This is a genomic window from Enterococcus sp. FSL R5-0957, from assembly GCF_038008005.1.
Classification (GTDB): Bacteria; Bacillota; Bacilli; order Lactobacillales; family Enterococcaceae; genus Enterococcus_B; species Enterococcus_B faecium.
The window spans coordinates 311,412-328,215 of the sequence record NZ_JBBOYG010000001.1; the positions used below are offsets into that span (position 1 = coordinate 311,412).

At 35.2% G+C, this 16,804-nt stretch carries 13 protein-coding genes; 11 read left to right on the forward strand and 2 right to left on the reverse strand.

Annotated elements, in window-relative coordinates:
- The first annotated feature begins 173 nt into the window (after positions 1-173).
- From licT to MKX69_RS01565, 5 genes are all read left to right on the forward strand, one after another.
- Positions 174-1,031, forward strand: coding sequence for a BglG family transcription antiterminator LicT (gene licT, locus MKX69_RS01545; protein ID WP_002337037.1), 858 nt, complete (start codon positions 174-176; stop codon positions 1,029-1,031).
- Positions 1,028-2,863 (forward strand): PTS beta-glucoside transporter subunit IIBCA, encoded by a 1,836-nt coding sequence (locus MKX69_RS01550; protein ID WP_086317318.1) that lies wholly within the window; start codon positions 1,028-1,030, stop codon positions 2,861-2,863. The genes licT and MKX69_RS01550 overlap by 4 nt, the downstream gene beginning before the upstream one ends.
- Positions 2,864-2,884: 21 nt before the next feature.
- Positions 2,885-4,357 (forward strand): glycoside hydrolase family 1 protein, encoded by a 1,473-nt coding sequence (locus tag MKX69_RS01555; RefSeq protein ID WP_341008510.1) that lies wholly within the window; start codon positions 2,885-2,887, stop codon positions 4,355-4,357.
- Positions 4,358-4,541: 184 nt separating this feature from the next.
- Positions 4,542-4,667, forward strand: coding sequence for a CAT RNA binding domain-containing protein (locus MKX69_RS01560; protein ID WP_341008512.1), 126 nt, complete (start codon positions 4,542-4,544; stop codon positions 4,665-4,667).
- A 44-nt stretch (positions 4,668-4,711) separates the two neighbouring features.
- Positions 4,712-7,165, forward strand: coding sequence for a family 78 glycoside hydrolase catalytic domain (locus MKX69_RS01565; protein ID WP_341008514.1), 2,454 nt, complete (start codon positions 4,712-4,714; stop codon positions 7,163-7,165).
- Between the two features lie 176 nt (positions 7,166-7,341).
- Here the strand turns inward: MKX69_RS01565 and MKX69_RS01570 are convergent, their stop codons facing one another.
- Positions 7,342-7,902, reverse strand: a complete 561-nt coding sequence (locus MKX69_RS01570) for a TetR/AcrR family transcriptional regulator (protein ID WP_086319603.1) — start codon at positions 7,900-7,902, stop codon at positions 7,342-7,344.
- Positions 7,903-8,043: 141 nt separating this feature from the next.
- Here MKX69_RS01570 and MKX69_RS01575 point away from each other — a divergent pair, with 141 nt between their 5' ends.
- The 6 genes from MKX69_RS01575 (at position 8,044) to MKX69_RS01600 (ending at position 13,583) form a co-directional block, all read left to right on the forward strand.
- Positions 8,044-8,658 (forward strand): GNAT family N-acetyltransferase, encoded by a 615-nt coding sequence (locus MKX69_RS01575; RefSeq protein WP_341008516.1) that lies wholly within the window; start codon positions 8,044-8,046, stop codon positions 8,656-8,658.
- 189 nt (positions 8,659-8,847) lie between these two features.
- On the forward strand, positions 8,848-10,728 hold the full coding sequence (locus MKX69_RS01580) for a heavy metal translocating P-type ATPase (RefSeq protein WP_341008518.1): 1,881 nt from the start codon (positions 8,848-8,850) through the stop codon (positions 10,726-10,728).
- A gap of 78 nt (positions 10,729-10,806) precedes the next feature.
- Positions 10,807-11,034, forward strand: a complete 228-nt coding sequence (locus MKX69_RS01585) for a heavy-metal-associated domain-containing protein (RefSeq protein WP_002328330.1) — start codon at positions 10,807-10,809, stop codon at positions 11,032-11,034.
- Positions 11,035-11,038: 4 nt separating this feature from the next.
- Positions 11,039-11,581 carry a ferritin-like domain-containing protein gene (locus MKX69_RS01590; protein WP_002312676.1) on the forward strand — a complete coding sequence of 181 codons (543 nt, stop codon included), beginning with the start codon at positions 11,039-11,041 and terminating at the stop codon, positions 11,579-11,581.
- A gap of 320 nt (positions 11,582-11,901) precedes the next feature.
- Positions 11,902-12,861 carry an IS30 family transposase gene (locus tag MKX69_RS01595; RefSeq protein ID WP_000222573.1) on the forward strand — a complete coding sequence of 320 codons (960 nt, stop codon included), beginning with the start codon at positions 11,902-11,904 and terminating at the stop codon, positions 12,859-12,861.
- Between the two features lie 11 nt (positions 12,862-12,872).
- Positions 12,873-13,583 (forward strand): DUF4767 domain-containing protein, encoded by a 711-nt coding sequence (locus tag MKX69_RS01600; protein ID WP_341008522.1) that lies wholly within the window; start codon positions 12,873-12,875, stop codon positions 13,581-13,583.
- A 59-nt stretch (positions 13,584-13,642) separates the two neighbouring features.
- On the opposite strand, the gene MKX69_RS01605 is transcribed toward MKX69_RS01600, so the two are convergent.
- Complete coding sequence (locus tag MKX69_RS01605) at positions 13,643-16,636, reverse strand: LTA synthase family protein (protein ID WP_341008524.1); 2,994 nt, start codon at positions 16,634-16,636, stop codon at positions 13,643-13,645.
- Positions 16,637-16,804 lie beyond the last annotated feature (168 nt).

Here is a 16,804-nt window from a genome sequence, read left to right on the forward strand (position 1 = left end):
TAAAAAATACATTTGACAAATACAAAAATAAGCGCTATCATTTTTTTGTTAAGTGAATAGAACCGATTAGGATTGTTATAGTATGATTCAGCACTACACAAAACCTATCAGACCCATTTTTTAGAGAGAATGGGTCTGATAGTTTTTTCTTTTTTTTTAGGAGGTGAACTGAAATGAAAATCAAAAAGAAACTAAATAATAATGCAATTATTACTAAAAATGAACAAAACCAAGAAATAATCGTCGTAGGAAAAGGGATTGCTTATGGGAAGACAATCAATAGTTTGGTCGAAAAAAAGAAGATTTATAAAATTTTTGTTCCTGAAAACAAGGGAGACAAAAAGCGGATTTCAGATATGGTTCAGCAAATTCCTGTCCAATACATTGAAATTTCCGAAAAGATTATTTCTTATGCACGAAGAGAATACAAATTGGTGCTAAATGAAAGTATTTATTTGTCTCTTACAGATCATATTTCTTCAAGTATTGAAAGGTACGAACAAGGCGTGTTCTTGAAAAATAAATTTTTATGGGAAATCAAACATTTTTATCCAAATGAATTTATGATTGGAGAAAAAGGATTAGAAATTATTGAAAAAGAATGCGGTATTCAATTAGGCAAGGACGAAGCAGGCTTTATCGGTATGCATATTGTCAGCTGTGAAGTTGGGAAAGGGATGGATGATTTTTATGAAATGACAGCCTTTATCCAGCAGATGTCAAACATTGTCAAATACTATTTTTCTATAGAATTTGATGAAGATTCTATAGATTACTTTCGCTTTGTTACGCACTTAAAGCTCTTTTATTATCGAATCACTCATGATAAAGGAAACTCTATGGGCAACTTAGAAAATGAGATTTTAGAGATCATCAAAAATAAGAGTGTTCAGGCTTATCTATGTGCACTGAAAATCAAAACATTTATTGAGGAAAAGTATCTCTATCAGTTAGACAATGAAGAAATTTTATACTTAACTATCCATATCTCACGTATAACCAAACATTTGAATGAGGGGGAAAAAACATGAATTATCCAGAAACGTGCGAACAAATTATTGAAAATGTCGGCGGCGAAAAAAATATTCAGTCTGTTGTCCATTGTGCAACCCGTCTACGCTTTGTGTTAAAAGATGAATCAATAGCGGATGACGAAGCAGTTAAAAATATTCCGGGAATTCTTTCGCTGGTAAAAAAGGCTGGACAATATCAGTTGGTGATCGGCAATAATGTTGATCAGGTATATAACGAATTAACTAAAAAATTGAATATTTCCAATGAAAGAAATGAAAAAGATAACCGTTCACTTTTTGACAAGATCATCGGTTCTATAACGGGATCGATTTCCCCAGTCATCCCTTTGCTAGCTGGCGCAGGGATGGGGAAAGTCTTGCTCCTCGTATTGACCTTGACGGGGATACTATCCGATGAGTCTCAAACCTATGTCTTTTTAAATATGATTTTTGATACTGGTTTTTATTTTATGCCTGTCTATGTGGGATTTTCAGCAGCAAAAATATTTGGTGCCAATCAATATTTAGGCGCATTTATTGGATTAGTAACCGTGCATCCAACTTGGGTGGAGCTGGTTTCGGCAGGAGAACCTTTTCAATTTTTAGGAATAGGCATGGAATTGGTGAAATATTCTTCTACTTTAGTCCCAGCGATTCTTTCCGTATGGATTATGTCTTACATTGAAAAAGGTGTTCGTAAAGTGGTGCCAGAAATGATCAAAGTATTTGCAGAACCTATGTTGGTCATGCTGATTGCTACACCGTTAACATTCATTGTGATTGGTCCAATCGGTGATTTTATTTCGCAAGGCGTTGCAAATGCCAGCATGTTCTTGTTCAATCATGGTGGGTTTATTGCTATTCCTATTCTTGCAGCTGCCTATCCATGGTTAGTTTCTATCGGAATTCACAAGGCATTAAGTCCAATCAGTATCGCATTAGTAGCAGAACAAGGATTTGATCCAATTATCCGTGTGGTTGCCTTATGTGCCAATATGTCCCAAGCGGCAGCATCCTTGAGTGTTTCTTTAAAAACAAAAAACAGCAAGTTAAGATCTTTAGCTTTCTCTTCTAGTATTACCGCTTTTCTTGGAGGAATTACTGAGCCGGCCATGTACGGCGTAAACTTAAAACTGAAAAGACCGATGTATGCAAGTATGATTGGTGGCGCAGTTGCCGGATTGGTCGCAGGCCTATTAAAATTAAAGGCATTTATCTATGTCACACCAGGGATTTTGAGTCTTCCTATGTGGATCTCTAAAGAAGAAAATTATATCTGGTTTGCTATTTTAACAATGGTGATTGCGACGGTAGCTACCTTTATTGCTACATGGATTTTAGGATTTGATGATTCTGAATTTGCTGATACACCTTCAAAAGAAAAAATAAATCTCTCAGAAAAATATATGGTAAAAAGTCCGGTCAAAGGGAATGTTCAGCCATTAACTGAAGTAAACGATGAAACGTTTGCGAGTGGAATCATGGGCAAAGGAGTGGCAGTCGATCCGACAGAAGGCAAAGTATTTGCTCCAGGAAATGCTGTAGTCACGGCGATGTTTAATACCGGACATGCCATTGGTCTGCAATTAGACAACGATGTGGAATTATTGATCCACATCGGTATTGATACCGTTTCTTTAAATGGCGAACATTTCTTTGGAAAAGTTAAAAAAGACCAAGAAGTGAAAACAGGAGACTTATTGGTGGAATTTGATCTAGAAGCGATCAAAGAGTTAGGATACGATCCGGTTGTAATGATCATTGTGACAAATAGCAATGACTTTTTAGAAGTTCTACCAGTGGAAGAAAATCAGGTGGAAAATACTTCTGATTTATTACTGATTGCTTAAAAAAGAAAGTAGGGAAGATGATTGTATAAAGTAAACGATGATTTTTTATGGGGTGTTGCAACTTCAGCCAGTCAAATTGAAGGTGCTTGGAAAGAAGACGGAAAAGGGATGTCTATAGCGGACTGCTTACGTTTTCGACCAGCGATTGATGTAAAAGATTATAAAAAGGTAAATGAAGTGGATACAGAAGAAATTGAACAAGCCTTGTCAGATACGAATGATAAAAATTGGGCGAAACGCTATGGAGTAGATTTTTACCATTACTATAAAGAAGATATTGCGCAATTAGCAGAAATGGGGATAAAAGCCTTTCGTTTTTCTATCGGCTGGACAAGAATCTTTCCAGAGGGAACCGAAGACCAACCCAATCAAATGGGCTTAGACTATTACTTGGAGTTAGTAAAGGAATTGAGAAAATATCAAATTGAACCAATCGTGACGCTCTCTCATTATGATATGCCTTTGGCGATCGTTTTAAATTCTGATTCTTGGTATGATCGTCAAACGATTGCCTTATATGAAAAATTTGCAACGACCGTGATTGACTACTTAAGCGAATATGTGAATTATTGGATTCCGTTTAATGAAATCGACAGTATCATTCGACATCCTTTTGCTTCTGCAGGATTAGTCAAAGATCGATTCACAGGAAAAAACTTTGAAGAAGTAATCTATCAATCTATGCATCATCAATTTATCGCTTCTGCTCTCGTAGTTGATTACTGTCATAAGAACTATCCTAAAATGCAGGTCGGGAGTATGATCACGAAAACAACGATTTACCCTTACGACAGTCATCCTGAAAATATCCTGCAAAGTATGTTACAGATGCGGGAAGTGTATGCATTCAGCGATATACAAGTACGTGGAGAATATCCAGCCTATCTATTGAAAAAATTAGAAAATGAGCATATCTCTTTGTCTTTTTCTGAAGGCGATCCAACCTTTTTAGCAGAAAATACTGCTGATTTTATTGCGTTCAGCTATTATTCTTCTGTATGTACAGCAGCCGATACTACTGGATTGAAGGTCAGTTTGGCCAATACGACTAAAGGTGTGTACAATAAATATCTGCAACAGACTGATTGGGGCTGGCAAATTGATCCAGTCGGCATACGTATTTCTCTAGTAGAGCTGTATGACCGCTACAATAAACCACTATTTATTGTCGAAAATGGCTTAGGAGCCGCTGATCAACTGACAAAAGAAGGACGAGTTCACGATACTTATCGTATTGATTATTTACGGCAGCACATTCAGGAAGTTTTGCGCTCTGTAAAAGAAGACGGAATTGAGCTTTTAGGTTATTGTACTTGGGGAGCAATGGATATGATCTCAGCATCTACGAATCAAATGTCTAAAAGATATGGCTTTCTCTATGTTGATTTAGATGACTTTGGCAATGGAACCTTCAAGCGCTATAAAAAAGACAGTTATTTCTGGTACCAAAAGTTACTTGATTTTGATACGGAGATCCCAGAAAACTTTTTTTGATAAATAATATCTTCTACATGCATTTTTATATAGAAAATTGACAAACGCTTTCATTGGTGTTATATTCCTATCAGAGTTAGGATTGTGACTTCAATGAAGGCAAGACCTAAGCCAAGCGACTATTTTAGTGGCTTTGTTTAGGTCTTGTCTTTTTTTGTCGTTTTTAAAGTAAGGAGGTGAAATAATGAAGATAAATAAAGTTTTAAATAATAATCTTGTATTTTCTAAGAACAAAGATGGCGAAGATATTATTGTAGCAGGTTTAGGTATAGGTTTTCAAAATATGATTTGTCAAATTAAGCTAGAATAAAATGCTTCTTGTACATAGCTCAAAAAAAAGCCCAGTTATATATTATGAACGAAGATCAAGATATCGTTCTCAAACAAGAGATAGGAAATAAAAAATATAGCAACGTGAAATTTCCAACTATTTCTGATCAAAGAAAAAAGTACTTACTTCATATCATTATAGAAGGGGAAGAAAGTATACAGGAATTTCATACAACGTTTTATTCCGCAAACCCTAATTTGAAGAACGCACATTGGATTACAAGACAAGATAATCCTATTGAGAAAGAAAATATGTATTACAGAGATCGACCTTCTATTATTCTAAAAAAATCATTTATAGTTGAGAGACTAGAGAAAGATTTATTTTTAGATATTTGTGGATTAGGATACTATACAACTTATATCAATGGGAAAAGAATAGACGATTACTATTTGAATTCAGATGTAACAAACTATGGTAAACAAGTGTATTATGATACTTATAAGCTTAATCCTTTTGTGGAAGAAGGTTCAAATGAAATTATAGTAGAATTGGCAAATGGCGGGTACAATCCTGCCCCGTTGAAATTATTAGGGAAATACAACATGAGACATCGCCTTTCTATTGGTAAGCCAATGCTCATTTGTTCAATCAGCGAATTGGCGAATGGCAAACAAAGAAATATTGTTGAGAGTAATCATGATTGGTTAGCTGAAGGAGGGGAAATTCTATTCGACAATATTTATATTGGCGAAAGAGTTTCGTTTGTTGAAAATGAGGAAAGTAATCCTGATTCATCTACTCGAGTAAATATGAGGATAACGGAAATCGTTGGTCCAGCTGGAAAACTTGTGCCAAGTACTATACCAAAAACGAAAAGATTGAAAAAAAGAAAACCAAATGTAATAAAGAAAACGAAATATGGTTATTTGAATGATTTTGGAAAAATTATTTCAGGGCAGATTTCTTTAACTATTTCTTCAAAAAAACAAAATATAAAAATTAATTATGCTGAGAGCCTCAATGATTCGCAAACCGAATTGGACTATTCTACCACAACTACAAGCATATATGGAATCAATGATCCGGAACAGGGGATTAATGAATCAGATACAGTCATACAGGAAGATCAGTTTCTATGTGGGGACGGTAAAACGACATTTGAAAACATGTATGTTTATCACTCATTTCGATATATGAAAGTTGAGGGAGAATGCGCTATTTTTGATATCAATGATTTACATGCATTTGATACTTATGCTGATCTTACAATAACAAGTGAATTCAATACTTCTAATCAGTTGTTGAATGATCTTCAACGTATTGCGATTCAAACCAAAAGAAATAATATCCGTTCATATTATGAAGATTGTGCTCGTGAAAGACTAGGATATGGTGGAGATATTGTCGCATTAATAGAATCTCAAATTTATTCATTTGATTCGGAACAATTATTGAAAAAAGTGTTGCTTGATTTTATTTTCGATCAAACCCTTGAAGGAGGAATAACACAAACTGCTCCATTTATGGGTATCCAGACGTTTGGACCTAGTAATAACGCTGGTTCGTTAGGATGGCAATTAGTGCTTCCAGTCATTGTCTTAAAATATATGAAATATTATGGAATGTCCATTATTGAGGACAAAAGAATTTCAGTATCTTTGAATAGACATCTGAATTATCTTTTGAAATTTGATTATGAGTACATTAAGTATTGTTGTTTGGGTGATTGGGGTTCTGTAGATACTGTTCTTATTAATAACAAAGAAACACCGCCAGATAAAGAATTTTGTTCAGCAGCAATGTATTTAATAGTATTGCAAAGCTATCAAAAATTAGCTGTGTTTACTAAAGGAATGAGCTTTGAAACAGAAAAGTTAGAAGAAAAAATTAGGTATGTAAAAGAAAAACTAATAAAGGAATATTACAATTCTAAAGGTTATTTTCAAGGTGGCAGCCAATCAAGCTATATTTTTTCTCTCAAAGCTGGATTAGATAAAGAATTCCCAGAATTATTACAAAAATTCAAAAACCAAATTAGGGAAGATGATGGTGTCTTTAAGATGGGGATTTTTGGCATGGCGTGGTCATATGAAATTCTAGATGATCAAGATTTAATTTATCAATGGCTCACAAGGAAAAGTTATCCAAGTTTTTATTCTATGGTATCTAATAATAGTGGAGCGTTGGGCGAGTATTTTAAAAAAATGGATGGATCTTCTTTAAATCATGCTATGTTCACATCATACAGTCAATGGTTTATCTCTGCTTTATTGGGAATCAAATTTGATCAAGAGACACAAGAGTCTACTGATTTATTAATTGATCCTTATATTCCTGACGATATAGAATTTGCAGAAGGGACTTTAAGAACGATTCATGGAGAAATTGGAATAGGATGGAAAAAAACGCAAGAAAAAACGATGATAAAAGCCCAGATCCCTTCAACTATCAATTATAGATTCTCAAAAGAATTTAAAGTAAACTCGAAAACAATCATCGATGGCAGTTGGTTCATTGAAGCCATCAAAAGATAATTAAGTAATAGTGTACAATCATTATTTTTGTTACAAAATTTGTATGGTGGAAGCAACTAAATATATTTCACTCCTATAAAAAAATTCGAAAAACAGCATAGTTTTTCAAGAACTTTTTCATCTATTTTTACCGGAAAAAGTGGCTGCGACAAGTTTTTTGTCACAGCCTTTTTTATTCAAGGCATGATTTTCTCTATGTGATCATTCAGTTTCTGTAAGAGTTCTAATAATTCTTTTTTGGAGTACTTGTAATTGCTTTCTACCCATCGATTGAGAACAGATAGACAACCTTGGACGTGGTACGTAGTGAAGAATCTCATTTCTTCTGTGATAATCGTTTTCTTGTCTTCATATAGCCATATGTTCAGATAGTTTTCTTCAATAACTTGTTTAACTTTCTTCTGAAACGAAATATCACCATGGTTGAGGATAAATAAGCGATATAAAAAAGTATTTGCGTAAACATAGTCAATCAAGCGAGTGTATAGTTCCTCATAGCTATGGGCTGGATCATAAGAGAGAATTTCATTTAGATCCCGAAAAAAGTTGCTTTCTAATTGATCATATAGATCATAGATATCCTTATAATGTGTGTAAAAAGTCGAACGATGTACATCTGCCGTTTCTGTTAGCTCGCGTATAGTGATTGATTGAATCTTTTTATTTACTAATAATGTGGATAGTGCTTCAGCCAAAGCTTTTTCTGTTTTTTTGACGCGTCTGTCTGTCTTTTTCATTTACCTATCTCCTTATCCGACATATCAAAGCAAAGCTGTCGCTTAATCGACAATCTTATAGATGATTGATTATAGATAGTAGACACTGTGTCTATTATAATGTAAGTATAACACAATCATTGAAGTTGAGGAGGCGAAATGATGAAACTAACTTTTAAACCCTTAGAAAAGAAAGATTACAAAAAAGCTATCTATTTTGCTGTTGAAGGAATGAACTTTGAGAGATATATGGGAAATGAACTTCTGCTGAATCTTTACGGAAGATATTTTTTGTATATGGAGTTGAATCGAGCTACTCAAATTCTTGCTTTGTATGCAGAGGACGAGTTGGCAGGTGTTTTGCTGGCGGAGATAAAAGGAGAAAAAAAGAAACATCGTTCTTTTGGACAGCAAATATATGTTAAGATATTCGATTTTTTACAAAATATATTTGCTAAAGAAAGTAAAGGAGCTTACGAGACAGCAAATGACCAAATGCTTGCAGCATATTTAAAGAAGCATTCGCCAGATGGAGAGATCATTTTTTTAGCTGCAAATCCTGATTTGAAAATAAAAGGCATCGGTACCAAGTTGCTAACAGAATTTGAAAAAAGAGAGAAAGGAAAAGAAATATTCCTTTTTACAGATAGTGGCTGTACGTATCAATTCTATGAACGACGTGGATTTGAAAGACTAAAGGAAAAAATTAGCAAGATAAAAATCTTAGATAAAGAAATAGATCTCCGATGTATGCTGTACAGGAAAATCATTCAATGAAAATTTCGATAGAAACGACAATAGTTGGCAAGATCACTTTTAGTGAGTCTTCTTGCTAACTATTTTTTGTAGTGTATTCTACCAAAAGAAAACCGCCTTTTTGACTAAACTTGATAGTGGTCAATTTTTTATGATGGATAAGTCTCTATACTTAGTCTCGTAAGAACGAAAAGGAAAAGAGGGAGAAAGATGAAATTTCAAAAGTGGATCCAAGAGCACCGAAATCATATCACCGCCTTATCAGCTGTGTTGATTATTTTTGGTTTTATCGGAAAATTTACTGGATTTGTCTTGTTCTATAACATTGTTCTAGCCATAGCTTCTGTTATTGCGGTCATACCTATTATGATCCACGCGTATCAGGCAGTAAAAGTCAAAGTTATCTCAATTGATTTACTCGTTACTATTGCTGTGCTTGGTGCCTTTATGATCGGAGAATACAAGGAGTCAGCTATCGTTACATTCTTGTTTTTGTTTGGTAGTTATCTGGAACAAAAAACATTGACCAAAACGCGGGAATCAATCAAGGCTTTGACCGAGATGGCCCCATCGACTGCTAGTGTTGTCCAAGAAGATGGAACGACTGAAGAAGTGGAAATCGATGACGTGGAAGAAGGCGATATCGTCTTAGTAAAAACTGGTGGAGCTATTCCTGTGGACGGACGAGTCATTGACGGGAAAGGGTATGCGGATGAAGCCACAGTGACGGGTGAATCACGACAAGTCGTCAAAATCAGTGGAGATGACGTATTTTCTGGAACGATTTTAGCAGATGGCTACGTGACGATTGAAGCAACTAAGGTCGGAGATGATACGACCTTTGCCAAAATTATCGAATTAGTAGAAGAAGCACAAGATACCAAATCACATGCGGAAAAATTCATTGATCGATTTTCTCAGTATTATACTCCAACCGTTTTACTTATTGCGTTGCTTGTTGGTCTGATCAGTCGTGATTTTCGTTTAGCAATCACTGTTTTGGTTCTTGGTTGTCCTGGCGCTTTAGTCATTGGTGCGCCTGTTTCGAATGTAGCAGGAATCGGTAATGGAGCGAAACGGGGCATCTTAGTCAAAGGCGGTGAAGCAATGGATACTTTTTCCAAAATCGATACTTTTGTCTTTGATAAAACCGGTACATTGACCAAAGGAACTACTGCTGTATCCACTATCAAGAACTATACAGAGGATGAAGGGGACAGCTTAGCTTTAGTGGCTCGATTAGAAACGTTATCCGATCATCCTCTGGGGCACGCCGTGATCCATTATGCTCAGGAGAAAGACATTGATTTTCAACAATTAGTAGTCAAAGATAATCAGACGATCAAGGGACAAGGAATCACAGCTGAGATTGATGGTCATACAGTTTGTGCGGGCAACACCAAATTGATTGCCGCTCACAAACTTTCTCTCACACCAAAGCAAGTACAAGATTTACATCAATTACAACAAACAGGCAGCTCGGTCATTATTGTAGCAATCGACAAAAAAATCACTCAAATCATAGGTGTGTCAGATGTGATTCGACCAGAAGTCGCTGAACAATTAGCTAAGTTGAAACAAGCAGGAGCAAAACAGTTAGTGATGCTGACAGGTGATAATCAGATGACTGCTGATTATGTAGCTTATATGTTAGGCATTGATGAAGTCCATGCTGAATTATTACCAGACGAAAAGGTTCAATTTGTGAAAAAATACCAAGAACAAGGATTGCGCGTTGCTTTCATTGGAGATGGAATCAATGATTCTCCCTCTTTGGCTGCGGCTGATATCGGGATTGCTATGGGATCAGGAACGGATGTTGCTATCGAAACGAGTGACGTTGTCTTGATGCAATCTAGTTTTGGATCGTTGGTTCATGCCTACCGCTTGGCTAAGAAAACTGTTTTAAATACCCGTGAAAATGTAGTGATTGCCATTGGTGTCGTCTTATTTTTACTCATCGGCTTATTTGCCGGGTTTATTTACATGGCTAGTGGGATGTTCGTTCACGAAGCTAGTATCTTGATCGTTATCTTTAACGCGATGCGTTTATTGTATTTTGGATACGAAAGCAAAGAAGAAAAATCGTAAAACTTGATAAGAATCAATTTTTTTATGGAAGCTGTAATCTAGAATAAGACTATCAAGAAAAAGGAAGGAAGAACTACGATGAAAAAAATTATTATGCAATTAGATACACTAGCTTGTCCAAGCTGTATGCAAAAAATCGAACATGCGGTTTCTCAACAGCCTGGGGTAAGCAATACGAAAGTTTTGTTTAATGCGAGCAAAATCAAAGCAAACTTTGATCCAGATGAAGTCCACCCTGAACAATTAGCTGCAGTTGTGGAAAAATTAGGTTATGAAGTCCAATCAACAAAAGTAAAAGAGGCGTAAATCAGTGAATATAGTGGAAGAAAAATTTGCTCAAGAAACAAAACAAGCAGATATCGATCATCATAAACCAACTGCTGGCGCCATGGTGGGGCATGTATTGGCAAATTTTAAATTAGAAGAAATGAAATTGATCCAAGCACAATTGTATGTTTTGGGTACATCTTCGCAAGAATTAAGTACCCTTTTTTCAGAATATGCTGATCAAGAAGCGAGATGGTTCAATAAAATCTCTCATGAGTTAGTGATTGAAAATGAAATCGTTCCGTCTACTTTAGAAGAAGTCATGCGTTATGGAAAAATTTATGAACATGGTCAAAACAAATATTTACCAGCCTCAACAATGTTGGAAAACTTTGCAAAAGATTTTGATTTCCAAAATGTCTTTATCACACGGGCAATCAAATTAGCTGAAAAAGAAGAAAAATATGGCTTGCAACAATTGCTTGTTGAACTTTTAAGTTTCAATAAAGAAATCATCTACCAAGTACAAAGACTCCAAGGAAAAACTGTCCGACAAGATTTGGATGAGGAAGACGATGATGACTAAAAGTCTATGTTTCTTCAAATACAAATATAAAGCGTGAGGTAAATTGGAAAATCACGAAGATTAAAATAAAAGAAGCACCCGCTGATGTATTACAGACAACATCAGCGGGTGCTTCTTAGTTTTTAAAAGGTTTAAAAGATGGATGAGAAAATACAAAAAATCAATAAAATCACATTGCTTATTTGATAGAATAAAGAAGTGGGAGTAATCGAAAGGAGTTTTTTAATCGCCGATTGTAAAATTAAGCTAGACAACTAAAAAAGTCATTTGTGCTACACTCAAAATAGTTCCGTCCAAAGAATTATAAGGAGTGAGTACAAATGACCTATACCCATCTTACAACGGATGAACTTGTAATGATAGAGTCTTATTTCAAAATAAATCAATCTGTTGCGAAAACTGCGCATTGCTTGAATCGTTCAAGACAAACGATCCATAAAGTATACCTGTTCTTCAAGCAAGGAAAATCAGCCTTAGAGTACTATCAACAGTATAAGAAAAACAAATCAAACTGTGGTAGACGCCCGCTTGTTTTACCTGAGGAACAATCAGAATATATTCAAAGAAAGGTTGTTCAAGGATGGACACCCGATGTGATTGTTGGTCGTGCAGCGTTTCCTATTCGTTGTTCTGCTCGTACCATTTATCGTATGTTCAAAAAGGGGCTATTTAATCCTTCTGACTTACCGATGAAAGGCAAGCGTAAACCAAATGGACATCAAGAAAGACGTGGAAAACAAGCTTTCCGTCGCTCTATTCATGAACGTGAAAAAGATTATAGCCAATTCTCAAATGAGTTTGGTCACCTTGAAGGTGACACTATCGTAGGTTTGAAACATAAAAGTGCTGTAATTACCTTAGTTGAGCGATTATCAAAAGTTATCATCACATTGAAACCGTGTGGTAGACAAGCGATTGATATTGAAAACAAATTAAATCATTGGTTTGAATCTGTACCGAAAAATCTATTCAAATCCATCACTTTTGATTGTGGAAAGGAATTTTCAAATTGGAAACAGATCAGTAATGCCAATGATATTGCCATTTATTTCGCTGATCCAGGAACGCCGTCTCAAAGAGGCCTAAACGAGAATTCTAACGGATTGTTACGTAGAGATGGTTTATTGAAATCTATGGATTTCAATTCAGTAGATGAATCTTTTATTCAATCTGTCGCATCGAAACGAAATAATATTCCTAGAAAATCACTGAATTATCGAACACCTTTGGAAGTATTTTTGAGTTACGTAAGTATTGATGATTTGTCTAACTTAATTTGACAATTAAGAAATTGAAAAAAAGGATTTTAGTAACAATTGGTCTAGCTTTTTTGTTAGCTGGTTGTACCAACGGGAATGAATCGAAAAAAGAATCAACAAAAGAAACATCAAAAGCAACAATTGCAACTACTACAACAACTAGCACAGAGAGCAAGCCAACTGCAGCAAGTACGGAAACAGCAGATACCTCTACTTCGTCAGAGTCTTCCAAAACGACTGAAACAACTCAAACATCTACTTCAAGTTTTTCTGTAGAGGCTTCATCTTCAGAAAGCAGCGAACAAGTCGAACAAACACTGTGGAATGCAGACAAATCCGCACAATTAGAGGCATTTATGGCTACATGGGGCCAAACAATGGGACAACAATACAAAAGCTATACGAATCAAATGAGTGTGGACTTATATGGTCTTAAAGTCCCTCAAGCTATTTTGAACGGGGAGTGGAAGATGGCTATTGGTGGAGTGCCTGTTTCTGCAGAATGGTCAGAAAGTGGGACAGGTCAAGCAGACTATCAAATCACAGCCGTCTATTCCGATGCAGAGACAGAACCATATCTGAAAAAGCACGTCTATCTATTCGGGTTTCAGCAAAATCAGCCAAAAGTATTGGTGACACAACAAAATCAGGGGAATCCCGATAATTATCTTTATTTTAACGAGACAGCGAATAATGAATTGAAAAATGGTTTTAATCAAATCGTTTATGGACAAGCAAATTAATGAGATAAACAAGGGGTTGTGACATGTCTTTTATCACAACCCCTTGCTCAGTTTATTTGTTAGTCTTTTATTTTTTGTGTCGCCCATGTTGCACTGTACTGGTTACCTGCAACAAGATCATATTGTATCAGACGATAATCTTCTAGAATTTCTTTTTGTTTCTCAGTTAAATTTTTTTCTTGGATAATTTGACTATTCTCTGTAACAAAGACCTGTTTTCCATTAAAACGATTAGACAAGCTTTCTGTAGGATCAATTGTTAATGCAGGTAGATGATTAGATACTTCTGTCAACAACGCATAGTAAGGAGTTACTTTGATATTCGCATGCTCAAGAGCCATAGCACCAAAGTTATTAGGAGCAACAACTTCTTTATTTAACGTAGCTGCTTGTTCACGACTATACTTGTTGTTATAAATGAAATAATCTGTCTGGTGCTGTTCTAATCCATATTTTTTCGAATCATTCCCACTATAGATTGCGGGTAAATGGTCACCATAAAAAACAAAGGTAATCGGTTTATCGATTTTGTCGATTTCTTGGATGAATTTTTTTACTGCTGTATCGGTATAGTGAAGGCCTTGCATATAAGTTTGTAATTCTTTTCTTCTATTAGGAATGACAGCAGTTCCTTCAGCAGTGTAGTTCAATTCACTATAGTAATCATCATAAGGCATATGGTTTTGCATAGTGGATAATTGGATGAATTGCGACGTTTCTGTATTGCTTTGTAAAGCTTTCAAGGTTTCTTTGTATGCTGAATCATCCGATATGCGTGGGCTTTGTTCTATTTTATCCGTATAAGTTAATTTATTCGGACTGTCTAAATAATAGAACCTGTCAAAACCAAATTTATCAAACACTTGTTTTCTGCGATAAAGAGCAGCTGTAAAAGGATGGATGGCTATTTTTTCATCGAATAGATCGGTAATATTTGGACTTATTTTCTGACGCTCCACTAGCTGGGTATAAGGTGTAACTAACGAAGCAGACAGGTTACTGATACTCAAGCCTGTCAGTCCTTCCCATTCCATGTTAGCTGTTCCGCCACCATAACCGACGGATAACATCAATCCTCCTGTTCCTTCTGTTATAATGCTTTTGATGTAAGGAATAGGGTCTGTAGGTACTGTCAGATTAGGGACACGTGCAGGATCACTGAAGCTTTCACTTAAATTGAGAACGATCGTCTGATTGTTTAACCAGTCACTTCTTGTTTGGTTGATTTCATCTGCCTTTGTGTTGTACTTTTTCATTATTCCATTAATTTTTTCTTTCGAATAGCCAGCAGGTTCTTCCATGATTTTAATGTCGATATTGTTTAGGAATTGAATGACTGGTCCGTTATCTTTTACGGCGCCTTGCTGGTTAAAGAAAGTCTTGTTTACTTTAAATAAATTAAACAGCAAGAAAGAAGGTGAATTTTTGTGATTAATGAAAAAGACACCCGAAAAACATCCTAATAATACAGCGATACTGATAAATCGACGTTTCCAATGAATCTTCAAGGAATACTGTTTTTGTAGTCTACGTTGTACAATAATACTAGTAATCAATAATAGGAGAAGGATCAATCCGCCCACGATTAATAAGACTGGGCTAACCATCGATAATAGTTCTGACAATCCGGTCAGCATTTTTAAATCTGAAGGAAAGACAGGCTCTTCCCGCATTTCCATTTTGATTACTGTCGAAATAGTGAGCAGTAAGTTAATGATCAAGGTAGCAGTCAAGGCGTACCAAAAACGATTGGAAATCAACAATAGTAAGAAGAAAAATCCCATAATAATGATGATTGTCAGGATCATGGGTGCTTGTCGCTGAGTAAATATTTTTAAGGCAACCTGGATAGTTTCTTTCCAACCTTCTTTTGGTTCTAAAACGAAAATCTGCACGAAGGTAAAGCAGTAAAAAAATGCTGCAACTAAAAAATAACTTTTATGAACAAAAAGCCAATGAATTCTTTTTTTCCAACGTTGTGTTAATTGTTCAATCGAATCAAAAGCGAAGTATTCGATGAAACGATGAATGAAACGGATTTTTTGTATATAAAATAAAAAGATAACTAGGAGGGACACTGCTAATAAATAGTAAATAAAAAACTGCCCGATATTTATCAGCCATGCCTTCCCTGAGTTTGGAAATTCACGTTTCATAAATGTAGATACGCGATAAGAAACTAAAGGGAAATTACATATAACTTGAGTGACAATCAAAAATACAGCAAGAAAATTTCCTCTTCCTTTTATACCTAATTTATCAGATAGCATTTCTAAAAATAAAAACGAAGAGAAAGTATAATACATTGCGAAGAGAGAATATGGTTTAGAAAACCTCAGCGCTGTATCTGTATTTCCTCTGATGATGAGTGAAATTTGTGTCATCAAAATAATCAAACCGAATAAAACAATCAAGCTGATAAATACTTGAGGAAGCTTATAGCGGACCTTTTCTTTCCAGTTCCATTCTTTCAAACCATAACCCATTAAAAATAAATAAAAAATCCATAAAATACTCTGTCCATTCTGTAATGCAAACGGGTCTTTATTAAATAGAGTAGAGCAGCCAACTAATCCAATTGTTAAAAATAATAGTAGATATTTAATTGTTGTTTTCGATAATTTATTTAAAAATCCAACTGTATAAGGAATACTACAAAAAAGCAAAGTACAAGAAACAGCATAAGTAAAGTAGTTCTGACTGATAGGTGTTAGGATAAGCCAATAATCACGAATATTCAAGCTGCCAGCTTGTACGTAAAAAAAGATATTGCAAACTAGTGTGGCTATTAGGAATATAAAGGCAAAACGACTTAAATAATGTAAAACTTTTAAACGGGCGATTTTTTGATATTGGTAACCCATGTAAAGTGGGATCAAATTTGTACCAATAACAACGGAAGTTTGTAAAAATGTATAGATGTAGAATCGACCAGGGTTTGTTGCATATGTAGGAATAGTGACTGCTGAAATCAATATACGCTGTAAAACCATCATTATACAAGCGACAAAGATTGTCAGGAAGCCATAACTCTCCTTCTTTATTTTTTTCAAGAATAAACACCTCACAAAAAAATTGAACAAAAACATAAGAAAACGTTTCCTGATAAGTTGCCCATTAATAACATCCTAACTTAGAATATCTCAAAAAACAACGTGTAGACAGAAAAAGTGCAAAATTAGCAAGTAATGGTTGTTTGTATTGTTAGAATTTTTAGAAAA